At 61.1% G+C, this 21,460-nt stretch carries 23 protein-coding genes, 1 tRNA gene and 1 riboswitch; of the genes, 12 read left to right on the plus strand and 12 right to left on the minus strand.

Annotated features, from left to right (window positions below):
• Positions 1–31: 31 nt before the first annotated feature.
• The 3 genes from ACI48I_RS00430 to ltrA all read left to right on the plus strand — a co-directional run bounded on the left by ACI48I_RS00430 (position 32) and on the right by ltrA (position 3,711).
• On the plus strand, positions 32–1,084 hold the full coding sequence (locus ACI48I_RS00430; protein ID WP_498573024.1) for a TraB/GumN family protein: 1,053 nt from the start codon (positions 32–34) through the stop codon (positions 1,082–1,084).
• Between the two features lie 868 nt (positions 1,085–1,952).
• A tRNA-Gly gene (locus ACI48I_RS00435) sits at positions 1,953–2,026 on the plus strand.
• Between the two features lie 17 nt (positions 2,027–2,043).
• Positions 2,044–3,711: a group II intron reverse transcriptase/maturase gene (ltrA, locus tag ACI48I_RS00440; protein ID WP_498573025.1), complete on the plus strand. Its 1,668-nt coding sequence runs from the start codon at positions 2,044–2,046 to the stop codon at positions 3,709–3,711.
• A 621-nt stretch (positions 3,712–4,332) separates the two neighbouring features.
• On the opposite strand, the gene ACI48I_RS00445 is transcribed toward ltrA, so the two are convergent.
• The 3 genes from ACI48I_RS00445 to ACI48I_RS00455 all read right to left on the minus strand — a co-directional run bounded on the left by ACI48I_RS00445 (position 4,333) and on the right by ACI48I_RS00455 (position 6,676).
• On the minus strand, positions 4,333–5,424 hold the full coding sequence (locus tag ACI48I_RS00445; RefSeq protein WP_498573026.1) for an acyltransferase family protein: 1,092 nt from the start codon (positions 5,422–5,424) through the stop codon (positions 4,333–4,335).
• Between the two features lie 239 nt (positions 5,425–5,663).
• The gene (locus ACI48I_RS00450) at positions 5,664–5,954 is read right to left on the minus strand and encodes a hypothetical protein (protein WP_498573027.1); all 291 of its coding nucleotides are present in this window, start codon (positions 5,952–5,954) and stop codon (positions 5,664–5,666) included.
• Entirely contained in the window at positions 5,954–6,676 is a 723-nt protein-coding gene (locus ACI48I_RS00455) for a S24 family peptidase (RefSeq protein ID WP_498573028.1), read from the minus strand. The genes ACI48I_RS00450 and ACI48I_RS00455 overlap by 1 nt, the downstream gene beginning before the upstream one ends.
• A 115-nt stretch (positions 6,677–6,791) precedes the next feature.
• Here ACI48I_RS00455 and ACI48I_RS00460 point away from each other — a divergent pair, with 115 nt between their 5' ends.
• From ACI48I_RS00460 to ACI48I_RS00470, 3 genes are read left to right on the plus strand one after another with little or no spacing between them, the layout of a single operon-like run.
• Positions 6,792–7,022, plus strand: coding sequence for a hypothetical protein (locus ACI48I_RS00460; protein WP_498573029.1), 231 nt, complete (start codon positions 6,792–6,794; stop codon positions 7,020–7,022).
• Positions 7,023–7,024: 2 nt separating this feature from the next.
• Positions 7,025–7,969, plus strand: a complete 945-nt coding sequence (locus ACI48I_RS00465; RefSeq protein ID WP_498573030.1) for an aldo/keto reductase — start codon at positions 7,025–7,027, stop codon at positions 7,967–7,969.
• On the plus strand, positions 7,966–8,634 hold the full coding sequence (locus ACI48I_RS00470) for a DUF6064 family protein (RefSeq protein WP_498573031.1): 669 nt from the start codon (positions 7,966–7,968) through the stop codon (positions 8,632–8,634). Before ACI48I_RS00465 ends, ACI48I_RS00470 begins: the two co-directional genes overlap by 4 nt.
• 2 nt (positions 8,635–8,636) lie before the next feature.
• Here ACI48I_RS00470 and ACI48I_RS00475 read toward each other — a convergent pair whose 3' ends face one another.
• A complete protein-coding gene (locus ACI48I_RS00475) occupies positions 8,637–9,755 on the minus strand; it encodes a succinylglutamate desuccinylase/aspartoacylase family protein (protein WP_498573032.1) in 1,119 nt (372 codons plus the stop codon).
• A gap of 163 nt (positions 9,756–9,918) precedes the next feature.
• Between ACI48I_RS00475 and trmB the strand changes: the two genes are divergently transcribed.
• Positions 9,919–10,599, plus strand: coding sequence for a tRNA (guanosine(46)-N7)-methyltransferase TrmB (trmB, locus tag ACI48I_RS00480; protein ID WP_498573033.1), 681 nt, complete (start codon positions 9,919–9,921; stop codon positions 10,597–10,599).
• Between the two features lie 62 nt (positions 10,600–10,661).
• On the opposite strand, the gene ACI48I_RS00485 is transcribed toward trmB, so the two are convergent.
• The 3 genes from ACI48I_RS00485 to ACI48I_RS00495 are packed head-to-tail and all read right to left on the minus strand — an operon-like array spanning position 10,662 to position 14,658.
• Positions 10,662–11,939, minus strand: a complete 1,278-nt coding sequence (locus ACI48I_RS00485; protein WP_498573034.1) for a sugar MFS transporter — start codon at positions 11,937–11,939, stop codon at positions 10,662–10,664.
• 31 nt (positions 11,940–11,970) lie between these two features.
• Complete coding sequence (gene recQ / locus ACI48I_RS00490; protein ID WP_193688141.1) at positions 11,971–13,794, minus strand: DNA helicase RecQ; 1,824 nt, start codon at positions 13,792–13,794, stop codon at positions 11,971–11,973.
• Positions 13,795–13,809: 15 nt separating this feature from the next.
• Positions 13,810–14,658, minus strand: coding sequence for an undecaprenyl-diphosphate phosphatase (locus ACI48I_RS00495; protein ID WP_193688142.1), 849 nt, complete (start codon positions 14,656–14,658; stop codon positions 13,810–13,812).
• Between the two features lie 304 nt (positions 14,659–14,962).
• Between ACI48I_RS00495 and ACI48I_RS00500 the strand changes: the two genes are divergently transcribed.
• Positions 14,963–15,370: a hypothetical protein gene (locus ACI48I_RS00500; protein WP_193688892.1), complete on the plus strand. Its 408-nt coding sequence runs from the start codon at positions 14,963–14,965 to the stop codon at positions 15,368–15,370.
• Between the two features lie 9 nt (positions 15,371–15,379).
• Here ACI48I_RS00500 and ACI48I_RS00505 read toward each other — a convergent pair whose 3' ends face one another.
• Positions 15,380–15,637, minus strand: a complete 258-nt coding sequence (locus ACI48I_RS00505) for a YkgJ family cysteine cluster protein (protein WP_498573035.1) — start codon at positions 15,635–15,637, stop codon at positions 15,380–15,382.
• A 133-nt stretch (positions 15,638–15,770) separates the two neighbouring features.
• Between ACI48I_RS00505 and ACI48I_RS00510 the strand changes: the two genes are divergently transcribed.
• The 4 genes from ACI48I_RS00510 (at position 15,771) to ACI48I_RS00525 (ending at position 18,972) form a co-directional block, all read left to right on the plus strand.
• A complete protein-coding gene (locus ACI48I_RS00510) occupies positions 15,771–16,433 on the plus strand; it encodes a TetR/AcrR family transcriptional regulator (RefSeq protein WP_498573036.1) in 663 nt (220 codons plus the stop codon).
• 179 nt (positions 16,434–16,612) lie between these two features.
• On the plus strand, positions 16,613–17,266 hold the full coding sequence (locus tag ACI48I_RS00515; protein ID WP_498573037.1) for a protein-L-isoaspartate O-methyltransferase family protein: 654 nt from the start codon (positions 16,613–16,615) through the stop codon (positions 17,264–17,266).
• A 10-nt stretch (positions 17,267–17,276) separates the two neighbouring features.
• Positions 17,277–17,600, plus strand: a complete 324-nt coding sequence (locus ACI48I_RS00520; protein WP_193688146.1) for a rhodanese-like domain-containing protein — start codon at positions 17,277–17,279, stop codon at positions 17,598–17,600.
• Between the two features lie 40 nt (positions 17,601–17,640).
• Entirely contained in the window at positions 17,641–18,972 is a 1,332-nt protein-coding gene (locus ACI48I_RS00525) for a TolC family outer membrane protein (protein ID WP_498573038.1), read from the plus strand.
• An 84-nt stretch (positions 18,973–19,056) separates the two neighbouring features.
• On the opposite strand, the gene ribB is transcribed toward ACI48I_RS00525, so the two are convergent.
• From ribB to ACI48I_RS00545, 4 genes are all read right to left on the minus strand, one after another.
• Complete coding sequence (ribB, locus tag ACI48I_RS00530) at positions 19,057–19,701, minus strand: 3,4-dihydroxy-2-butanone-4-phosphate synthase (protein WP_498573039.1); 645 nt, start codon at positions 19,699–19,701, stop codon at positions 19,057–19,059.
• A 110-nt stretch (positions 19,702–19,811) separates the two neighbouring features.
• A riboswitch (FMN riboswitch) is annotated at positions 19,812–19,962 on the minus strand.
• 62 nt (positions 19,963–20,024) lie between these two features.
• Positions 20,025–20,438, minus strand: a complete 414-nt coding sequence (gloA, locus tag ACI48I_RS00535) for a lactoylglutathione lyase (RefSeq protein WP_193688149.1) — start codon at positions 20,436–20,438, stop codon at positions 20,025–20,027.
• 135 nt (positions 20,439–20,573) lie between these two features.
• Positions 20,574–21,005, minus strand: a complete 432-nt coding sequence (locus ACI48I_RS00540) for an OsmC family protein (protein WP_193688150.1) — start codon at positions 21,003–21,005, stop codon at positions 20,574–20,576.
• The gene (locus tag ACI48I_RS00545) at positions 21,002–21,331 is read right to left on the minus strand and encodes a serine hydrolase family protein (protein ID WP_193688151.1); all 330 of its coding nucleotides are present in this window, start codon (positions 21,329–21,331) and stop codon (positions 21,002–21,004) included. Before ACI48I_RS00545 ends, ACI48I_RS00540 begins: the two co-directional genes overlap by 4 nt.
• Positions 21,332–21,460 lie beyond the last annotated feature (129 nt).

The raw sequence follows: 21,460 nt of genomic DNA on the forward strand, positions 1-21,460 counted from the left end.
ACCCTTCAGCTAACAACCCGAAGGATGCACCATGCTGAAACTGAAACGCCTCGTCTCCGCGCTGACCCTGTGCTTCCTGAGCTTGCCTGTCCTGGCACAGACCGAAGCCGAGCCCGCATCGCAGCCCGCCGCGCCGGCGGCTCCGGCCGCAGCGGCCGCACCGGCGCCGGGCGACGCGGAAGCTGCACCGCAAACCATCCTCGTTTCCGGCAGCCGCCCGGGGCCCGGCCTGTGGAAGGTCTCGAAGGGAGATCACGTGATGTGGGTCTTCGGCACGTATTCTCCGCTGCCCATCAAGATGGAATGGCGCTCGCGCGAAGTCGAGAAGGTGATCGCGCAATCCCAGGAATACCTGAAGCCGCCCGGCTCGGGCGTCAGCGTCGGCTGGGGCGCCGTGACGGCCCTGCCGTTCCTGATCGGAGTCAAGAAAAATCCGGACGGCGCCGAACTGAAGGATGTATTGCCGCCCGAGGTGTATGCGCGCTGGCGGACGCTGAAACAGGTGTATTTCGGCGACGACAACGGCATCGAGCGCGAACGTCCCGCGTTCGTCGCCGGCCAGCTGTCCGACCGTGCACTCAAGCAGGCCGGCCTCACGAATGCCGGCGAGGTCACCAGGACCATCGAAAAGATCGTCGACAAGCACCAGCTGAAGATTACCGACCCTTCGGTCCACGTCCAGGTCAAGAACCCGGGCCAGGCGGTACGCGACTTCAAGAAATCGCCCATGGACGACGTCCCCTGCCTGGCCAAGACCATCGAGCGCCTGGAGAGCGACCTCCTCATGATGCGCGCGCGTGCCAACGCCTGGGCCATCGGCGAGTATGAGGACATCCGCAAGCTGAACTACGGCGACCGGGCTGCCTGCATGCAAGCCGTGACCAACAGTTCGCTCTCGAAGACCCAGCCGGAATTGCTGACCTTGAACGAGCGCGCGCTGGCCTCCTGGGTCGCCGCCGCGGAGAAGGCGCTGGCGACCAACGCCAGCACGTTCTCGGTGTTGCAGATCAAGGAAATCCTGGACCCGAAAGGCGTGCTCGCCACGCTGCAGGCCAAGGGTTATACGGTCGAGCCGCCGAAGTAAGCGGACCTTTGCGGGCATTGATGCAAACTTGTCACTGCCGCGCAAACTCGCGTAGAATGCGTCGAGTCGCGGGTGTAGCTCAATGGTAGAGCAGAAGCTTCCCAAGCGTGCGACTCGAGTCGCGCTACAGGCTAGCCAAGGCCTTCACACCACGTTTAAGAGTGTGAAAATTCAGTGCACCACTCGGCAATTGGGGTGGAAAATGAGTTGTAAGTAGCGACGAAGGCTGTATAAGCAATTGTCTTGAGGTGCATCAATGGCCGACAAGACCGAGGGTTCAGCCCCTCGTAGCCTAGGGGCGGTGCGTCACTGGTAACGGTGGGGTATTAGAGCGCTCTGACAAAGTAGCCACCCTTCGGGGTACATCGAATCTCGTGAGGGATTTGCTGTGAGTTCGGTTGTTGCGACCGGACGAGGAGCGAGGCTGGGTTGGATGGTTAACGTAAAGTGAACTGCTATTAAACGCCGTCAAGCTTGACGAGTTAAACGCAACGGTAAGAGACTCGATGTGATCGGTTGTTCGCGTGCTTGGTGCGAACACGCTGACATTGGTATCACCGGCGAAAAGGCAGAACCTTCCCAATCCTGTTGCTTGTACGGAACGAGGTAAGCCTGATATGTTGTCTGGCCCGTATGGCAGACTAGGATAGGCTGTAGAGGCTGACCGAGGACATAGCAGGTAAAGGATGATGGAAAAAGCAAACGCCTCTCTGTAATGGAGTGGATAAGGGATGAAACGATTGCCCTAACGTGAAAACGTGCAGACTTCCATCAAGTGATCTGTCGCAAGACAGGTCTGTTAATCGCACCCAGTGGGGATAACGCATTCCCCGTTGGGGGCAAAGTGCGTCTATCCTTCTGGGATTATGCGGGTGTAGCTCAATGGTAGAGCCGAGGCTTCCCAAGCCTAAGACGAGGGTTCGATTCCCTTCACCCGCTCCAATCGACCGGAGGTTGATATGGACGCAAGTCAGTACGATTGTGATATTGCCTCCACAGGCTGGAAAACTTGGCACGACATTTCGTGGGTCAAGGTTTATCAGACTGTCGCGAGGACACAGGCACGCATTGCGAAGGCAGCAAAAGCAGGTGAATGGCGGAAGGTTCGCTCCCTGCAGAGACTCCTGACCAAATCCACCGGAGCGAAAGCTCTGGCTGTGAGGCGGGTAACGGAGAATCGTGGCCGGAAAACTCCTGGTGTAGATAAGCAGACCTGGAGCACCCCAGAAGAGAAATGGCAGGCGGTAGATGCTCTCGGCATCAAGAAATACAAGCCTCTGCCACTACGTCGCATCTATATCCCGAAAAGTAATGGTGAAAAACGCCCCTTGGGCATTCCAACCATGCGCGATCGGGCTATGCAAGCGCTGCATCTGTTAACGCTGGACCCTGTAGCCGAAACCATCGGCGATCCTCATTCATACGGTTTTAGACGGGAACGCTCGACGGCGGACGCCATCGGTCAGGTACGCAATGTACTGAGCCGTGACGTGTCTCCGAAGTGGGTTCTCGAAGGGGATATCAAAGGTTGTTTCGACAATATCAGTCATGACTGGTTGAGTGCCAATGTCTGTATGGACAAAGGCGTGCTCCGGAAGTGGCTGAAAGCAGGGTTCGTCGAGATGGGAAGGTTATTCCCGACGCAAGCCGGCACGCCACAGGGAGGCATCATTTCCCCTGTGCTGGCAAACCTGGCATTGGACGGCCTGCAAACCGAACTGACCTCATTGTTTCGAACGGTGAGGGAGGCACGGGCGGCAAAGGTCAATCTGGTGCGGTATGCGGATGACTTCATCATTACGGGCAGCTCGAAAGAGTTTCTGGAAAATGAGGTCAGACCTCTGGTGGAGAAATTTCTTGCCACTAGAGGCCTTGTTCTCTCGGCGAAGAAGACGAAGGTCACGCATGTGACCAAAGGGTTCGACTTCCTCGGGTGGAACGTCAGGTACTTCGACAGTGGACTGCTGGTGCAGCCTTCTAAGAAGAACCAGAAAGCGTTCCTGGACAAGATTCGGGAGTTTCTGAGAACACGACAGGCTGTAGCACAGGTTGAAGTGATAGAAAAACTCACGCCGGTCATCAGGGGCTGGGCCAACTATCATCGGAGTCAGAATTCGACCCGTACGTTTGCAAAGTGTGGTCATCGAATCTGGGAAGCGTTGTGGCGCTGGGCGTGCAGACGCCACCCCAACAAGGGGAAGAAGTGGATCAAGAAGCGCTACTTCAGGTGTGTAAAGGGACGCGATTGGTATTTCGCCGAGAAGGACAAGCTACTGCCGGCCTTGGGTGGATACACGAAGCAAGTTCATACCAAGATCAACAGTGACGCGAATCCGTATGACCCGAAGGATGATGCTTATTTTTCCAAACGGCTCGCACAGCGGATGGATAGAAGTCTGGAAGGTCGGCGCAAGCTGCGATGGTTGTGGTGGTGGCAGGAAGGTCTGTGCCCGATGTGCGAACAGAAGATTACACGCGAGACGGGGTGGCATCTGCACCATATCGTCAAGCGGTCTGAACGTGGATCGGACAAGTTGACCAACTTGGCGTTGTTACACCCGAACTGCCACATGCAGTATCACGCCAGTGAGAAGCACGGTCCTGCCGGTATCTCTATGTTCAAATAGGGGTTCTGACGGATTGCTCGAGCCGTATGCAGGGAAACTTGCCCGTACGGTTCTACGGGGAGGGGGGCGCCGCGAGGCGCTCTCCTTACCCAACTTACGACGAGGGTTCGATTCCCTTCACCCGCTCCAATGAGGATCACGTCTCTCATTGCTGTACAAAACTATTTCCGCTCTAAAAAATATTTCGCGCAAGCATAACGTCCGCTTTTCTAAAATCGGATGAAGGTACGCGCGGCTGCGGATTACACGTTGATCGTTGCCTCGACGAAATTCCAGGCAACAAAGCCAGTTCGTAGCGTGCTTCCTACGCTGCCCGGCCTTACGAGCGCTACCCTCGACACCGTGTGGATAAATTTCCTAGAAGATTACTTGCGGCTTCCTTGCCAAGTCCATCATCCGTATCGTCTGCCGCATTCCAAGTGAAAACGGCGGGATTTCCTGCAAATTCCCCAAGCTCCAAACAACGCATACGAACCAACTGAAAAGAAAAAGTCCTTGAAGTTCAAGGGCTTTCGTATTCTGGCGCTGAAAGGCGGATTCGAACCCCCGGCAGGCTATAAACCTATGTGCACGCGAACGCCACGTGCACTTTTTCATTTCCGCTAAATCTAGCGCTTCACCTCATCCTTTCACAGGGAGTGTTAGCCGGAGCATCCAATCGACCGGCTGACGAAACGAGCTTTTGCGACGCTCAGTTATCTGAGCCAATGCAACTGTTGCCAAGCCGATTGCGACGGTCAATCCTGCTGCATCAATAAGGCTCCCTGCGTCATGAGGATAAATCCGGAGCCAAACTAAGATCACTAGCATATGCGACAGATACAGCGTAAATGTGTAAGAGGCCATTGCGCGAATCGGCTTGCTGTATTTAAGCAACGCGCTTAACCCAGCATAGCGAGCGCATAGGAAATTAATGAAGACCATCAAACACACGGCGTAATCAGCCAGGAATCGTTCGGAGCTAGCAAGGGGAAACGAAGGGAACGGCCAGGAACTTGCTGCCAAATTTCTCAACACGATCTCGATGCCCGTAACATTGTACATAACCAGCAGCAAAAGTGAAACTGCGAAGCCTAAGCGCGCAGTCGACTGCGTCAATGATACTTTGTTCTGCAAATGATACAAAACCACTCCGCTAAGCCAAACTGGAAGCAGGAGCCACAACTTGAAGCCCATCACTCCAAGCACCGCTAGAACCGCTATGGCTCTTCGCCAGCCTTTTGCGTAATAAGCGACACCGAATAGAATGTAGTACCAAACTTCATAGCACAGAGACCAAAACGGCCCCAGCATAGGCGGAACTTCCGATAAATTCCAACTTTGACCAAGAAACAGTAGATGTAAAGGGATGTACACATAGGGCTTCATCAGCTGGTATAGGCCTCCATCACTAAAAGCACTGGCAAGTAGCCAGGCAAGTAGCAACGTCGGAAGAGCGACGGAATAGATGCGCCCGCATCGAGCAGCGATATACTCCCGCGCTGAAGCAGCCCTTGTCTCGGTAACGTAGGCAATCACAAAACCAGATAACACAAAGAAAATAACGACAGCTTCCCGACCCATGCTCGGGATGAATAACGTAATGCCACCTGTGATTACGTCGTGCTGAAGATAGTGAGCAAACACCACCATCAAAGCTGCTGCAAAGCGCGTCAGGTCAAGGTACAGCGAAAAGGTCTGATCGAGAGGGGAAGTTTTGTCAGTTGCGCGCATATGGCCACCGTTATTAGTTCGGCAATCATATGGGTGATAGTGATCATTTGCAATAAATGTTTCATTGCAAGGGAACGATTGCAAATTTGTAAGTCAGCAGGGAAAACGACTGTCATTTTGCCACGGGAATCTGCCCCACAAAACAAAACGTTCCCGCATAAGAGATAAGCCGGAGCCCGCATGGTTGAGTCATTTCACATACGGCTTCCCAAGCTTACGACGAGGACCCAATCCAGTCTTTAAAACGGCAGCGGCACGTCCCGTTCCGGCGCCGGTAGCGAGATGTCGATCTCCTGAAATTCGAGTGTTTCCAGCTGCAGCAATGCCAGCAGTTCCCCGGTCTGGAACGGTGCATGGGCCCGGAAACCGTTGGGTTCGAGCGATACCAGCATGACCGGTTGTGCCGGAAAATGTTCAGTGACCTTTTTCAGTACCGGCTCGGCGGCGCCGCGCACGGTGAACGGGGAGTCGACGAGCGCGACGATGATGGGCGAGCCGTGCGGCGCGAATTGCGTGACCTGTATCCGCATCAGATCCGGTCGCTTTCCTTGCGCACCACGCGCCCGATGATCAGGCAGCTGTCGCCCTCGCAGGCGCGGCGGTAATAGGTGCGCTGGTCCGGGTTGTCGGAGGCCAGCCACCAGCGGCCGCCATCCTTCTGCATGCGTTTGACGACCGGCTCGCCATTAAAATTGACGGCAAAGACTTCGCCGACTGCCGGCTTCCGGTCGGCGGTATTGATGACGACGATATCGTCCTCGTACAAGGTCGGTTCCATGCTTTCGCCCTTGACGACGATCGCGATCAGCTTCGCCGGATTCAGCCGCTTGCGCTCGATCCAGTCGCGGCGCATGCCGACCGTGCCGCCGTCGTGGTATTCAGGCTCGGTCTGGAAACCGGTGACCCCGGCGGACAGGCGCAATTTGACCATCGGCACTTGCACGAAGGTCGCGTCGTTGGCGTCTGACACGACCACGCGCATCGCGCCGGGGAAGAGGGCAGCCGGGTCCGTTCCCCGCAAGCCGTCGATGATGGCGGCCGGCAGGCTTTTACCGGTCACCTTGGCAATCGCCAGCAATTGCTGCAGGCTGGGACTGTGTTTTTCGGTCTCCCAATGCGAAATGTTCGCCTTGGTATGGCCGCGCGCCGTACCGAGCTCGAACGCGAGTTTCGTCCCCAGCGCTTCGCCCGACAGGCCGGCCTCTTGCCGTGCTTCTTTGATCCAGTTGGCGATCATCGTTTTAAGTTCCATCGTGAAATTGTATAGCAACCCGGTTCGTACAAGTATAGAAATTCTCTACTAAAAAGTATAGTATTACTATACCTAGTTGAGATATCTCAATGTACTGATGAGAAGGGGACGAGCGATGAAATGGAAAATGGTGGAAATCTCGAGCATTGCTGGCGCGCTGGCGTCGATCGGCGCGGCGGTGACGCTGGAACGGGCCGGTGTCGCCTTCGGTATCGTGACCGGCTTGACGACTTGCCTCCTGAACGTGTTCTATATGCTCAGGAAGGACGCCCGCGAACAGCGGCAAGCCGAGCTCGCCATCCGCGAGACCGAAGCCCGGCTGGCGGCACTCGAAGCGAAGGAGTGAACATGCAGCGCATTTCCAATGAACGCAGGACGCTGTTGCGCGCGGTGCTTGCCGGCAGCGCCTGCGCGGCTGTGGGCACTTCACTGGCCGCGGCGCCGAGCCCGCTTGTCACAAGCCCGATCCTCAGGCGCCCGATCCCGTCCTCCGGAGAGTTGCTCCCCGTCGTCGGCCTGGGCAGCTGGATCAGCTTCAATGTCGGCGACGACCCCGCTGCGCGCGCCACCTGCACGCAAGTCGTGCAGGCTTTCATGGCCGGGGGCGGGAGGATGATCGATTCATCGCCGATGTATGGCTCGTCCCAGGCTGTCATTGGCCATGCGCTGGCGCAGCTGAAACACCCGCCTGGGCTATTCTCGGCCGACAAGGTGTGGATCGGTTCCGGCGCCCGCGGCCCGGCCCAGATCGAAGCCTCGCGCAGCCTGTGGGGCGTGTCCCGTTTCGACTTGCTGCAAGTGCATAACCTGCTGGCCTGGGAAGAACATTTGCCCACCCTGCAGCGCATGAAGGCTGCGGGCAAGCTGCGCTATGTCGGCATCACCACCTCCGAAGGCCGGCGCCATGACGAGCTCATCAAAATCATGGAGACCCGGCCGCTCGATTTTGTCCAGGTCAGCTATAACGTGCTGGACCGTGAAGTGGAAAACCGGATCCTGCCGCTGGCGCGCGAGCGGCGCATCGGCGTCATCGTCAACCGGCCGTTTCGCCAGGGCGAGCTGACGCAGGCGCTGGCCGGCAAGCCGCTGCCGGGCTGGGCGGCGGAGATCGGCTGTACCAGCTGGGCCCAGGCGCTGCTGAAATTCATCATCGCCGAGCCGAATGTCAGCTGCGCCATTCCCGCTACCTCGAACCCTGCTCACGCGCGCGACAACATGCTGGCCGCGCGTGGGCCCTTGCCCGACGGGACGCTACGCCGGCGCATCGCCGCGGACGTGAAGCGGCTCACATGAGCGAGTGGTGGACGTACAGGCCGTCGGACCTGCTGATGTTTTCGAAGGCGACCTATTTTCGCCTGTTCGAACTGCAAAACCTGGCGCTGTGGCCAATCCACCTGCTCGCGCTCGGCGCCGGGATCGCGCTGCTGGTCTGCCTGGCGCAAGGCGGGGCCAGGGCGGGAAGGGCCACGGCGGTCCTGCTGGCGCTGGCCTGGCTGCATGTGGCCTGGCGTTATTTTGTCGAGCGCTATGCGACGATCAATACCGGCGCGCCATACTGTGCGCTCGGGTTTGCGCTGCAGGCCGTGCTGCTGTTCTGGCTGGCCAGCCGGAAAGATGCGCCGCGCCTGACGGAACCCGCCGGTTCGCTCGGCAAGCTGGCGCTCGGCATCGGATGCGTGGCGCTGGTGGTGTATCCCCTGCTGGCGCCGCTGGGCGGCCGTCGCCTGGCCGGGGCCGAGCTGTTCGGCCTCGCACCCGACCCGACGGTGGCCATGACCCTGGCGGCCTTGCTGTTGTGGCGTTCCGGCCCCTTGCTGTGGGTTGTGCCCCTGCTATGGTGCGCAGTCAGCGGCGCGACTTTGATGGAACTGCGCGCGGGCCAGGCCTGGTTGCTGCCGCTTTTAAGCGTGCTGGCGGTCCGCGCCCGGCTGCTGGCGGCCAGGCGCGCCCACGAATAGGACTAGGAGCCGAGCAGGTTGCCGGCGCGGAAAGCGGTTGTGCCGGCGATCTTGCAGACGTGCATGCCGCGCAGCAGGTGGCGGTGCGCCGTGCTTGCGAACAAAACGCCGGCGTGTTTCGCCCGCACCGGCGTCACCTGGCCGCTCACCGGGTTGACGATCTCGGCCACCGCTTCACCAGCCTCGACCTTGTCGCCCAATGTTTTCAGGAAGACGAGGACGCCGGCGTGAGGGGCTGACAGGGGCTCGACCGCCTCCAGCGGCGTCGGCGCGCAGTGCGCTGCGGGCAGCGGCGTGACTGGTATGTCGAGCACGCCATTTCTCGCCAGGTATTGCAGCAGGGCCTCGGCATCCCGCTTGGCCAGGTCGTAGCGCACGTCGTTCTCGCCGCGCAGCTCGACCGTGATAGCGACGCCGGCCGGCGGAATCGCGACCTCGGGCCCGAAGTGTTCCGCCAGGTCCCACCACAGGCGGCTGCAGGCTTCATCGAAGGGTTCTCCGCCCGATTCGCGCGCCAGCAGCAGCGCATGCGCACCCATCAGGGTCGCCAGCGGCTGCACGGCGTCGGCCAGCGGTTCGCCGGCATACATGTGCAGCACCGCTTCGTTATCGCAATGCAGGTCGAGCATGATGTCGGCGTCGATCGCCATCGACAGCAAGGTTTTTTTGAGCAGCCCGCCGCTCGTCGTCGGCGCCCATTCTTCCAGCGATTGACGCGCATGGGCGCGGATCAGGGCGACGTTCGCTTGCGCGTCCGTGCCCAGCTTTCCTTCGAGCGATTTCTTCAGGTCGCTCGCCACATGTTTATAGGCGCGGTTGAAATTCACCCCGGTGGATAAATCGTAGCGGCCGAAGGGCGTGCCGTGGATGGTTTGCGACAGCCCGATCGGGTTGGCGGCCGGCACCAGGATGATTTCTCCCTTGACGCGGCCCTCGGCATCGAGCCGGTCCAGTTCCTGGCGCAGGAAGTGGGCGACCAGCATCGCCGGCACCTCGTCCGCGTGGAGCGAGGCCTGGATATACACCTTTTTTCCATGGCCCGGCGTGCCGTAATGAAAAGAGGTCAATTGAAAGGTGGCGACGTTGTCTTCGATCGCGATCGGGTGTTTGGTCGAATGCATCGGCGGGCCTTGGGAAAGTCGGTATGAAGTCCGATTATGGCGCAGATTGCCTTTCTGATCACACGCGAATGCGTCAAGGGCGTAGGCTATAATGTCCGCCGTTCTCTCCTCACTCTCATTTCCCATGTCCGAAGACACGCCCAACAACGGCCCGGCCCGTACGATGCTTTACGACCCTACCGAACACCGCATCCGCAGTTTCGTCACCCGCGCCGGCCGCTTGTCGACGGGGCAGGCACGCGCGTTCGAGGAATTCGGGCCGCAGTTCCTGATCGAGTACAAGAAGGAGATGCTCGACTACGCCGCCGCCTTCGGACGCCAGGCGCCGACCATCCTCGAGATCGGCTTCGGCATGGGCGACACCACGGCGCACATCGCACGTCAGATGCCTGACAAAAATTTCATCGGCGTCGAAGTGCACACGCCGGGCGTGGGCAGCCTGCTGAAACAGATCGGCGAGCAGGGCATCCAGAATTTGCGCCTGATCCAGCACGATGCCTTCGAAGTGCTGCACCACATGATTGCCGACGGCTCGCTGGCCGGCGTGCACATCTATTTTCCGGACCCCTGGCACAAGGCGCGCCACAACAAGCGCCGCCTGATCCAGCCGGCGTTCGTGAAACTGCTGTGCGAGAAGCTGGTGACCGGCGGCTACATCCACCTCGCGACCGATTGGGTAGACTACGCGGTGCAGATGCTGGACGTGCTGGGCGCCGAGCCGGCCTTGGCGAACACGGCGGAAGGGTATGCGCCGCAGCCGGCGTACCGGCCGCTGACCAAGTTCGAGAACCGTGGCCTGAAGCTCGGGCACGGGGTGTGGGATCTGGTGTTTACGAAGAAGTAAGCACAACGGCCAATTGTCGGGCGGGCGGGTCTCCCGCCCACCCTACGGGTATGCCATACACGTCACCCGGCCGCGCGTGGCCGCCGCGCAAAGATTCCGAAGCACAGGATGATGGCGTAGCACAGCGCCGGCACCGTCAACGCCATTTTCAGGCCGACCGCATCGGCCGCATGTCCCGTGATCAGGGGCACGATCGCCCCGCCCACGATCGCCATGCAGATCAGTCCCGACCCCTCCGCCGCACGTTCCCCGAGCCCTTCGCAGGCCAGCGAGAAAATGGTCGGGAACATGATCGAATTGAACAAGCCCACCGCCAGCAGCGCCCAGCCCGACACGAGTCCGGACGTATTCGCCGACACCAGCAGCAGCGTGATCGTCATGCCGGCCGCGCAAGCGAGCACTTTACCCGGCGAGAACATGCGCAGCAGCGCCGCGCCGATAAACCGTCCGACCATGGCGCCGCCCCAGTACAGGGGTACGTGCTTGCCGGCGCTTTCCGCATCCAGTCCCAGCACGTTCGCTTCCATCAGGTAGTTGACGATCAGCGAACCGACTGCCACTTCGGCGCCCACATACAGAAAGATGCAGGCGGCGCCGAAGGCGAAGCGCGGCTGGCGCAGCAGTTCGAAGGCGCGCAGCATGCTGACCTTCGGCGCCTTCGCTTCGACCAGCTTCTTGCGGTTGTGCCAGACCATGGCCGCGACGATCGCCAGCGCAATGGCGAGCCCGATATAGGTTTTCACGACGACGCGCGTCTCGGCGGCGCGGTAGGCGTCGAGCGCCAGGCCCGACAAGCTGCGCGGATCGACGGTGGCGAGCGAACCGAGGATCAGGATCGCGCCCACATACGGGAACACGGTCGTGCCCAGCGAATTGAAGGCCTGGGCAAAGGTCAGGCGGCTGTGCGCCGTGCCCGGAACGCCGAGCAGGGAAATCAGGGGATTGGCCACCACCTGCACGATCGTGATGCCGGATGCGAGCACGAACAGCGCGACCAGGAAGGTGGCGAACATGCCGGATGAGGAAGCGGGAATGAACAGCAGGCAACCGGCCGTCATGGTCAGCAGGCCGACCACAGCGGTGCGCATGTAGCCGATGCGGCGCACGATGGCGGCGGCCGGAATCGAGACCAGGAAATAGGCGGCGAAGAAGGCCGACTGCACCAGCATCGCCTGGGCATAGGAAAGGGTAAATAAGTCCTTCAGCTTGGGGATGATGACATCGTTCAGGCTCGTGATGCCGCCGAAGATGAAGAACAGGGCAAAGACGAAGGTCTGCAGGCTGGCGGCATTCGCCGGCACGCCCTGGTTGGCCGCGGCCGCTGGAGAGTCGATGTGCATGATGAAGAGTAAAACGTGCCGCGGCGGGGCGCTACAGCATCTCGTTGATGATACCGACGATCTCGTCGCCGTAGGAAACCAGTTTCTTTTCGCCCACGCCGGTCACGCCGCGCAGCTGATCGAGCGAAGTCGGTTTGACTTTGGCGATCTCGCGCAGCGTCGCATCCTGGAACACGACATACGCCGGCACGCCATGCGCGCGCGCGGTCTCGACGCGCCACCAGCGCAGCTTGTCGAAGATCGCCTGTTCGGATTTCGACAGCTCCATTTCCTCGTAACCTTTGGAGGAGGAAGCGAAGGCGCGCTTCGGCTTGACCGGCTTCTGGTACTGGCGCAACTGCACCTTCTGCCCGCCTTTTAATACAGGCCGCGCGGCGTCGGTCAGTTTCAGGGAACTGTAGGCTTCGTGGTCGACCGTGATCAGCCCGAGGGCGATGGTCTGGCGCACGATCGCGCGCCACTCCTGCTCGCTGCGGTCGTTGCCGATCCCGAACACGGACAGGGCGTCATGGTGCCACTGGCCGATGCGGTCGGTCTGTACGCCGCGCAGCACGTCGATGACGTGGCCGGCGGCGAAGCGCTGGTCGACCCGGTAAATGGTCGAGAGCAGCTTTTGCACCGGCACGGTCGCATCGAAACTCACAGGCGGGATCAGGCAGGTGTCGCAATTGCCGCATGGCCCCGAGGCTTCGCCGAAATAGTCGAGCAGGCGCATGCGCCGGCAGGACAAGGTTTCGCACAGCCCCAGCATGGCGTCGAGCTTCACCCCCAGCACACGTTTGAACGTTTCGTCGGCTTCGGATTCGTCGATCATCCGGCGCTGCAGCACCACGTCCTGCAAACCGTAGGCCATCCAGGCGCTGGCCGGCATGCCGTCGCGGCCGGCGCGGCCCGTTTCCTGGTAATAGCCCTCGATACTTTTCGGCAGGTCCAGGTGGCAGACGAAACGCACGTCCGGCTTGTCGATGCCCATGCCGAAGGCGATCGTCGCCACCATCACGATGTTTTCTTCGCGCAGGAACCTGGCCTGGTTCTCGGCGCGTTTGGCGTACTCCATGCCGGCGTGATAGGCCATCGCGCGGATGCCGTTTTCATTGAGGAAGTCCGCCGTCTCCTCGACCTTTTTGCGCGACAGGCAATACACGATGCCCGAGTCGCCCGGATGCTCGGTGGTAATGAAATCGAGCAGCTGCTTGCGCCCGGTGGTCTTTTCGACGATCGAATAACGGATGTTGGGGCGGTCGAAGGACGAGACGAATTTACGGGCGTCGTCGAGCTGCAGGCGATGCGCGATCTCGTCGCGCGTCTGCTGGTCGGCCGTGGCCGTGAGCGCGATGCGCGGCACGTCCGGGAAACGCTCGTGCAGGATCGACAGGCGGATGTATTCCGGCCGGAAATCGTGGCCCCATTGCGAGACGCAGTGCGCCTCGTCGATCGCGAACAGGGAGATGCGCGAATCCTCGAACAGGTCGAGGCAACGCTGGGTCATCAGGCGCTCGGGCGCGACGTAGACGAGGTCGATCTCTCCGGTGCGCACCAGGCGTTCGATGCGCAGGGTTTCCTCGAAGGTTTGCGTCGAATTTAAAAAGGCGGCGCGGACGCCGACCTCTTCCAGCGCATCGACCTGGTCCTGCATCAGCGCAATCAGCGGCGAGATGACGACGCCGACCCCTTCGCGCAGCAGCGCGGGGATCTGGTAGCACAGCGACTTGCCGCCGCCGGTCGGCATCAGGACCAGGGCGTCGCCGCCGCTGGCGACGTGATTGACGATGTCGGCCTGCTGCCCGCGGAAGGCGGGATAACCGAAGACGGTTTGCAGCAGATGAAGCGCGCGCGCTTCCAGTTCGGTGGTCATGGGGTTGCCTTCAGCTTATTCCGCCCAGTTCACCAGCCCGTAATGCGCGGTGACGAGGACGATCACGCCGAACACAATACGGTACCAGGCGAAGATCGTGAAGTCGTGCGAGCTGATGTAGCGCAGAAGCCAGCGCACGCACAGGAAAGCCGACACGAATGCGGCCAGGCCGCCGATGCCGAACATCGGCAAATCCGCCATCGACAGCAGCGCGCGTTCCTTGTAGACCGAATACACGGTGGCCGCCAGCAGCGTGGGAATGGCAAGGAAGAACGAGAACTCGGTGGCCGCCTTGCGCGACAGGCCGAACAGCATGCCGCCGATGATGGTCGCGCCCGAACGGCTGGTGCCCGGGATCAGGGCAAAGGCCTGGGCGCAGCCGACTTTCAATGCATCCAGGACCGTCATCTCGTCGACCGTTTCGATGCGCGAAGCATGCGGCATGCCTTGCTGCTTCTGGCCTTTCGGACGGCGCTCGACCCACAGGATCACCAGGCCGCCGATGATGAAGGCGAGGGCCACCGGCACCGGCTTGAACAGCTCGGCCTTGATCGCCTTGGCAAACACGAGGCCGAGCACGGCGGCCGGCAGGAAGGCGACGACCAGGTTGATGACGAATTTCTGCTGGCGGCGCTCGGTAAACATTCCACTCAGCACGCGCGCGATGCGCTCGCGGTACTCCCAGATCACGGCCAGCATGGCACCGGCCTGGATCGCGATCTCGAATACCTTGACTTTCTCGCCGGTAAAATCGAGCAAGCTGCCCGCCAGGATCAGGTGGCCGGTGGAGGAAATCGGCAGGAATTCGGTAAAGCCCTCGACCAGGCCCATGATGATTGCCTTGATGGCGAGAAGGATGTCCATGTGTGCTTCAGTTAGTAGTGGAAGAGTAGGGGGATGGCGGAACTGCGAGCGTGTGAAAAAATCCTCCATGGCCGCGTTGCATCGTTTCGCCGTACTAGCGTACTGTCTTCAACGATGCGCCTTGCCCTGGAGGCACCCGCAAAGCGGGTGTCGATTTAATTTTTCGCGCGCTCTGCGCGGGGTCGAAGCTTACCACGACCGGGGGTGCTGCCGTTGAGCCGGCTTGCACGATATCGGCGCGAACTGCGTCACGGCGCCGGATCACGTGCTAGACTGGATTCATGATTCACTCTGCCGTACGACGATGAGTATTGTTGCAATCCTGGTCTTGCTGGCGGTTGCATGGTCCGCCCTTGCCATCGGACAGATCCCCAATCCTTTCCGTGCACGCACTTCCCAGGCCCGCTTGTGGCGCCGCGCCTTTCCTTCGGCCTCCAAGCGCCAGATCGGTGAATTCCTCTCCCTGTTTGCCGACGCCTTTTCCTTCCGCGCTATTGAAACCCAGAAGTTCCGTCCCGACGACCAGTTGCTGGGCGTGTATCGTGCCCTGAATCCTGCGAAATGGATTCCGGAATCGAAGGAAGTCGAGCGCCTGGCGAAGGAGTTGCGCAAGCGCTACGGCATCGCGCTGGCCGACATCTGGGACGATCGCATGACCCTGGGCGCGCTGTTTGCCCATGTGCAGCAAAAGAAGCGCAGCGTCGGTCACTGAGCCGCAGCCTTAGTCCGGTGCCGTGGCCCGCTCCAAGGCGTCGAGCCAGACCATCGCCTGCGCGCGGCTCTCTCCGCACATTTCCATCGAAGGCTGCAGGCCGCCGCAAAACGCAGGCCGCTCCGGCTTGCCAAATACGCGGCAACGATTCTCCTCGTCCAATTGCACGCAGCGTACGCCAGCCGGCTTGCCGTTGGGCATGCCAGGAATCGGACTGGTGATCGAAGGGGCGGTGCAGCAGGCACCGCAATGGTCGCGGCAATTCATGGGCGAGGCGAAGAGAATGAACCGCACAGTATATAACGCTGCGTCCCGGCATGGTAGAGAACGAACCCTGCTTGACTACCCCCGAGCCCGGGTCTATATTCGATGACTTAATACTAAGTTGTCGGACAGAAGCATGGAATGCCCCTTTGACACCAAGCCGCGCTGGGAGCGCCGCAAGGATGCTCGTCCGCAAGAGTTGCTGGCGGCTGCGATCGACCTGTTCGTCGAGCGCGGCTTCGCGTCGACCCGCCTGGAAGACGTCGCGCGCCGCGCCGGTGTCTCGAAAGGCACCTTGTACCTGTATTTCGAGAACAAGGAAGAGCTGTTCAAGGCAGTGGTGCGCACCAGCATCGTGCCCGTCATCGGCGAGGCCGAGTCCTCGGTCGCCGAGTTCGAGGGCCACAGCGCCGACCTGCTGCGCAAGGTGATGATGGACTGGTGGGAGCGGATCGGCGCGAATAAGGTGTCGGGGATCGTCAAGCTCGTCACCGCCGAGGCGGGTAATTTCCCGGAACTGGCCAAGTTCTACCAGGATGAAGTGATCAACCGCGGTACGCGCATGATTTCGAGCATGCTCGAGCGCGGCGTCAAGCGCGGCGAGTTCCGCCAGGTGAATATTACCCAGATGACCCAGGTGCTGATCGCGCCGATGCTGATGCTCGTCACCTGGAAGCATTCGATCGGTCCCTGCGAGCGCGGCGACCTCGAGCCCCAGGCCTTTCTGGCCACCTTCCTCGACATGGCCCTGCACGGGCTGTTGCCGGCCTGCGCCACGGCCGAGCCGACGGCTGCGTGACGGCCGAGATCGGCCGGCGCCGGATTCCCGGCGTTCACCCCCCTCAAACTGCAGACTGTCGCAATTTTGCGCGATCTGTTTTTCATACCGATAAGATGTGCGTCCAGAGAGCATTTCACACGCTTCGAGGCAGTTCAACGATAAAATATCGGATTATTTCTCATCCACAGAGTATCAAGATGAATATCGAACAAGCCCGCTTTAACATGATCGAACAGCAGATCCGCCCATGGAATGTGCTGGACCAGGACGTGCTCGACCTGCTGCATGTGGTCAAGCGCGAACAGTTCGTGCCCCAGGCCTACCAGAACCTGGCCTTTGCCGACGTGGAAATCCCGCTGCCGGGCGGAGAAGCGATGTTCAATCCGAAGATCGAAGCGCGCATCCTGCAGGAACTGAACCTCAAAAAGCACGAGAACGTGCTGGAAGTCGGCGCCGGCTCGGGCTACATGGCCGCCCTGATGGCCCATCAGGCGCGTCACGTCACCACCGTCGAGATCTCGCCGGAAATCAAGGCCCTGGCTGAGCAGAACATCGCGAAAGCCGGCATCCCGAACGTGAGCGTGGTCGAGGGCAACGGCGCCAACGGCTGGGAAAAGGATGCACCCTACGACGTGATCGTCATCTCGGGCGCCCTCGACAACCTGCCGGAAACCTTCCTGAAACAATTAAAAGTCGGTGGCCGCATCGCCGCCATCGTCGGCCAGGCGCCGGCCATGCAATGCGTGCTGGTGACGCGCGTCTCGGAAGCAGCCTACGACACGGTCACTCTGTTCGAGACCAACGTCAAGCCGCTGTCGGGCGCGCCGGCCGTGTCGCGCTTCACGTTCTGAGGACGGGACAATGCAACACATGACCGCGCCGGAGCTGGCGCAACGCCTGGCGGATGAGTCCAAGCCGCGTCCGCTCCTGCTCGACGTGCGCGAGAACTGGGAATTCGAGACCTGCCATATTGCAGGCTCGACCCAGATCCCGATGCACCTGGTCCCGATCCGCGCCGGCGAATTGCCGGACGATCAGGACATCATCTGCATCTGCCACCACGGTGCGCGCAGCATGCAGGTGGCTGCTTTCCTCGAACGCAACGGGTTCGAGAACGTAACGAATTTGACGGGCGGAATACACGCCTGGGCCGTGCAGGTCGATCCGGCGATGCCGACATATTGATCTGCTTTCCAAACCTTTGATGACTCCGACGGAGACCGCAATGCAGAAACCCCTCATCGCCGTGCTGCTGGCCAGCGCTTTCGTGTCGCTCAATGCGCACGCGATCGACCTGATCCAGGTGTACCAGCAGGCCCTGGCCAATGACGCCACCTTCGCCAGTGCGCGCGCTTCGCTCGCAGTCGGGCGCGAGCGCGTTCCCCAGGGGCGGGCGGGGCTGCTGCCGACGGTCGGTTTGTCGGGTTCCTACGGCAAGAACGACAGCGATGTCTCCCAGTTCAACCCGGCGCAGAACGCTTTTATTGCCGGCGGCTCGAACCTGCGCACCAACCAGTACACGCTGGCGCTGAGCCAGCCGCTGTTCCGCTGGGACCGCTGGCAGACCTATGAGCAGAGCAAGCTGGCGCAGGCGATTTCCGAAGCCCAGTTCGCGCAAGCCCAGCAAGACCTGATCACCCGCGTGGCGCAGGCCTATTTCGATGTGCTGTCGGCCCAGGACACGCTGGAATCGACGCGCGCCCAGAAAAGCGCCGTGACCGAACAGCTGGCCTCGGCCAAGCGCAACTTCGAGGTCGGCACGCAAACCATCACCGACACCCACGAAGCGCAGGCGGCGTATGACCTGGTGGTGGCGCAGGAGTTCGCCGCCGTGAACGACCTGGACAACAAGCGCAGCGCGCTGCAGGCGATCATCGGTACCGATCCGGGCACGCTGGCGCCGCTGCAGCCGGGCGTCACGCTGGCGCCGCCGCAGCCGGCCACGGCCGACCAGTGGATCTCCTCGGCCGAGACCCAGAACTACGGCGTGACCGCCGCCCAACTGGCGGTCGAGTCGGCCAGGCGCGATATCTCGAAGAGCCGCGCCGGCCACCTGCCGACGCTGGACCTGGTGGCCAGCTCGTCGCGCAGCGACGTCAGCGGCCGCAGCGCGGGCTCGGGCGACACCCGCAACAACGCCATCGGCGTGCAGTGGACGGTGCCGATCTTCAGCGGTTTTGCGGTAACCAGCCGCGTGCGCGAAACGATCGCGCTCGAAGACAAGGCGAGGAACGACCTCGAGACGACCCGCCGCAACGCCGCCCTGCAGGCGCGCCAGGCTTTCCTGGGCGTGAACAGCGGTCTGGCGCAAGTCAAGGCCTTGCAGGCAGCCGAAGTGTCGAGCCAGTCGGCGCTCGAATCGAACAAGCTGGGCTACCAGGTCGGCGTGCGCATCAACATCGACGTCCTGAACGCGCAACGCCAGCTGTACTCGACCCGCACCGACCTGGCGCGCGCCCGCTACAACACGATCCTGAACGGCCTGCGCCTGAAATCCGCCTCGGGCTCGCTGCGCGAAGCGGACCTGGTGCCGGTGAACAACCTGCTGCAAAAGTAAGTCGCATGGACTTGCATCCCGATCCTCGGATGCAAACAAATACGGCGCCTGTGTGGCGCCGTATTTCATTGTGGGATGCCCAACTCAGGCCTGTTGGTTGCGCCAGGCGATCAGTTCGGCAATCGTGAGGATCGGGAAGCCGCGTTCCTCGGCAAAGCGTTCGATGTCTGCGCCGCGCATCATCGTGCCGTCCGGGTTCATCAGCTCGCAGAGGACGGCGGCCGGCTGCAGGCCCGCCATGGTGGCGAGGTCGACGGAGCCCTCGGTGTGGCCTGCGCGCGCCAGCACGCCGCCCGGGGTGGCGCGCAGCGGGAACATGTGGCCGGGACTGACCAGGTGTTCCGGTCTGGCGTCCGGCGCAATCGCGGCGCGCACCGTGGTCACGCGGTCCTGGGCCGAGACGCCGGTCGTGACGCCGTCGCGCGCCTCGATCGAGATCGTAAACGGCGTGCCATAGCGGCTGCCGTTGTCGAGCGCCATGGGCGGCAGTGCCAATGAACGCACCTTGTCGGCCGACAGGCAGAGGCAGACGATGCCGCTGCATTCGCGGATCATCAGGGCCATTGTTTCGACCGTCAGTTTTTCGGCGGCGACGATCAGGTCCGCTTCGTTTTCGCGGTCGAAGTCGTCGAGCAGGATGACGGGGATCCCCGCCCGGGTCGCGGCCAGCGCTGCTTCGATGCGGCCGTCCAGGTCAGGACTGTAGAGAGTGTGAGTGTTGACTAACATGTGAAACGCTCCTCGCGGTCAGTTGGCGAAAAACGCATCAGGGCAAGCGAAGGCACGCATGGAACACGGCAGCCGGCCATCAGGCAGGCTTGTGCTCCAAGCGCAATAACGCACATCTTCTTTCATCCGGACTATGACCGTCGGCTCTGGCATCAGACCAGATCTGCTGACCCTGCACTCGGGAGAGAACAGGCGCTCGCGGGCTCGACCGTTGCCGGTCCTACCGCCGGTGGGGAATTGCACCCCGCCCCGAAGACGTATTTGTTGCCTGGGAATCAGGCGAGGTGATTGTAGCAGCATCAAGTCGATGCCGCGTGGGCAGCTTAGTTGTTCAGGCCGCCTGGAACCCCGTCATCCTTGCGCTGGATGAATTCGATCTTGTAACCATCCGGATCGGTGACGAAGGCGATCACGGTCGAGCCGCCCTTGACCGGGCCCGGTTCGCGCGTGATGTTGCCGCCGGCGGCGCGCACGGCATCGCAGGTGGCGTAGATGTCTTCGGCCGAGATCGCGATGTGGCCGTAGGCGGTGCCCATGTCGTAGCTGTCGGTACCGTAGTTGTAGGTCAGCTCGAGCTCGGCGTGCTCGGGGTTGCTGCCGTAGCCGAGGAAGGCGAGTTTATATTTGTATTCGGGGTTGTCGCTGGTGCGCAGCAATTTCATGCCGAGGACCTTGGTGTAGAAGTCGATCGAACGTTCGAGGTTGCCGACGCGGAGCATGGTGTGCAGGAAGCGCATGGTTGTTCTTTCTTGATGAAACGGAAAGGGGAATTTTATGCGGTCGTGGGGAATCTTGCTGAGGGCGCTGCGGACGTGGAGAGAACGCGTGGGCGGGAAGACCCGCCCACCCTACAACTGACGCTCCAGTAAAACTTAGTTTTCCAGGCGCGAACTCAAGGTGATCTCGGCATTGAGCAGCTTCGACACCGGGCAGTTTTCCTTGGCGGTCTGGGCTGCCTTGTCGAAGGCTTCCTGGCTGGCGCCCGGGATCTTCGCGACCAGGTCGAGGTGGACGGCCGTGATCGAAAAACCGCCTTCGACCTTTTCCATCGACACCGTCGCCGTGGTGCGCAGTTCCTGGGCCGTCATGCCGGCTTGTCCCAGCTGGCCGGACAGGGCCATGGTGAAACAGCCCGCGTGGGCGGCGCCGATCAGTTCTTCGGGATTGGTGCCGGGACCGTCCTCGAAGCGGGTATTGAAACCGTACTGCGCATCTTTTAACACTCCGCTACCGGTCGAGACGGCGCCCTTGCCGTCCTTTAAACCGCCGCTCCAGACGGCACTGCCGTTACGCTTGATGGTCATGATTTCTGTCCTTGTTCGTTGCTGGGACGCGGAACGGGCCGCGCCGTATCGTGATCGCGCATCGATTCATGGCGATCGGGTTGCGGATTGGCCTGGCCGGTGGCGCCGGCCTTGGGTTCGACCGCTTCGCTGATGCCCGGCGTATTGCGCAGGTCGGTATCGACGAGACCCTGCGCCAGGTCTTCGGCGGCCTGCTTCATGATGCCGCGCGGTTCCTGGTCCTGGCCGTCGGGCGATTCGTCGCGCTCGTGCGGCTGGCGTTTGACGCCGTCGTTTTCGATCTTCGCATCGGTATTGACGAAGCGATCTTTGGTTTCGATAACCATGGGGTTCTCCTCTGCTGACTCTTGCATGAATCCTAACGCGTCGTATCGTGCGCAGTCGCGCAATTGGATGATGCTTTTTTGCAATTAAATAGTTACCATTGCACTATTCGCAATCCTCGCCCGGAATCG

Source organism: Massilia sp. LXY-5 (genome assembly GCF_059801075.1).

What these genes read in the sequence shown, in the direction of transcription:
- ACI48I_RS00430 (WP_498573024.1), top strand. Translation starts at nt 32, where the DNA reads ATGCTGAAACTGAAACGCCTCGTCTCCGCGCTGACCCTGTGCTTCCTG.
- ltrA (WP_498573025.1), top strand. Translation starts at nt 2,044, where the DNA reads ATGGACGCAAGTCAGTACGATTGTGATATTGCCTCCACAGGCTGGAAA.
- ACI48I_RS00445 (WP_498573026.1), bottom strand. Translation starts at nt 5,424, where the DNA reads ATGCGCGCAACTGACAAAACTTCCCCTCTCGATCAGACCTTTTCGCTG.
- ACI48I_RS00450 (WP_498573027.1), bottom strand. Translation starts at nt 5,954, where the DNA reads ATGCGGATACAGGTCACGCAATTCGCGCCGCACGGCTCGCCCATCATC.
- ACI48I_RS00455 (WP_498573028.1), bottom strand. Translation starts at nt 6,676, where the DNA reads ATGGAACTTAAAACGATGATCGCCAACTGGATCAAAGAAGCACGGCAA.
- ACI48I_RS00460 (WP_498573029.1), top strand. Translation starts at nt 6,792, where the DNA reads ATGAAATGGAAAATGGTGGAAATCTCGAGCATTGCTGGCGCGCTGGCG.
- ACI48I_RS00465 (WP_498573030.1), top strand. Translation starts at nt 7,025, where the DNA reads ATGCAGCGCATTTCCAATGAACGCAGGACGCTGTTGCGCGCGGTGCTT.
- ACI48I_RS00470 (WP_498573031.1), top strand. Translation starts at nt 7,966, where the DNA reads ATGAGCGAGTGGTGGACGTACAGGCCGTCGGACCTGCTGATGTTTTCG.
- ACI48I_RS00475 (WP_498573032.1), bottom strand. Translation starts at nt 9,755, where the DNA reads ATGCATTCGACCAAACACCCGATCGCGATCGAAGACAACGTCGCCACC.
- trmB (WP_498573033.1), top strand. Translation starts at nt 9,919, where the DNA reads ATGCTTTACGACCCTACCGAACACCGCATCCGCAGTTTCGTCACCCGC.
- ACI48I_RS00485 (WP_498573034.1), bottom strand. Translation starts at nt 11,939, where the DNA reads ATGCACATCGACTCTCCAGCGGCCGCGGCCAACCAGGGCGTGCCGGCG.
- recQ (WP_193688141.1), bottom strand. Translation starts at nt 13,794, where the DNA reads ATGACCACCGAACTGGAAGCGCGCGCGCTTCATCTGCTGCAAACCGTC.
- ACI48I_RS00495 (WP_193688142.1), bottom strand. Translation starts at nt 14,658, where the DNA reads ATGGACATCCTTCTCGCCATCAAGGCAATCATCATGGGCCTGGTCGAG.
- ACI48I_RS00500 (WP_193688892.1), top strand. Translation starts at nt 14,963, where the DNA reads ATGAGTATTGTTGCAATCCTGGTCTTGCTGGCGGTTGCATGGTCCGCC.
- ACI48I_RS00505 (WP_498573035.1), bottom strand. Translation starts at nt 15,637, where the DNA reads ATGAATTGCCGCGACCATTGCGGTGCCTGCTGCACCGCCCCTTCGATC.
- ACI48I_RS00510 (WP_498573036.1), top strand. Translation starts at nt 15,771, where the DNA reads ATGGAATGCCCCTTTGACACCAAGCCGCGCTGGGAGCGCCGCAAGGAT.
- ACI48I_RS00515 (WP_498573037.1), top strand. Translation starts at nt 16,613, where the DNA reads ATGAATATCGAACAAGCCCGCTTTAACATGATCGAACAGCAGATCCGC.
- ACI48I_RS00520 (WP_193688146.1), top strand. Translation starts at nt 17,277, where the DNA reads ATGCAACACATGACCGCGCCGGAGCTGGCGCAACGCCTGGCGGATGAG.
- ACI48I_RS00525 (WP_498573038.1), top strand. Translation starts at nt 17,641, where the DNA reads ATGCAGAAACCCCTCATCGCCGTGCTGCTGGCCAGCGCTTTCGTGTCG.
- ribB (WP_498573039.1), bottom strand. Translation starts at nt 19,701, where the DNA reads ATGTTAGTCAACACTCACACTCTCTACAGTCCTGACCTGGACGGCCGC.
- gloA (WP_193688149.1), bottom strand. Translation starts at nt 20,438, where the DNA reads ATGCGCTTCCTGCACACCATGCTCCGCGTCGGCAACCTCGAACGTTCG.
- ACI48I_RS00540 (WP_193688150.1), bottom strand. Translation starts at nt 21,005, where the DNA reads ATGACCATCAAGCGTAACGGCAGTGCCGTCTGGAGCGGCGGTTTAAAG.
- ACI48I_RS00545 (WP_193688151.1), bottom strand. Translation starts at nt 21,331, where the DNA reads ATGGTTATCGAAACCAAAGATCGCTTCGTCAATACCGATGCGAAGATC.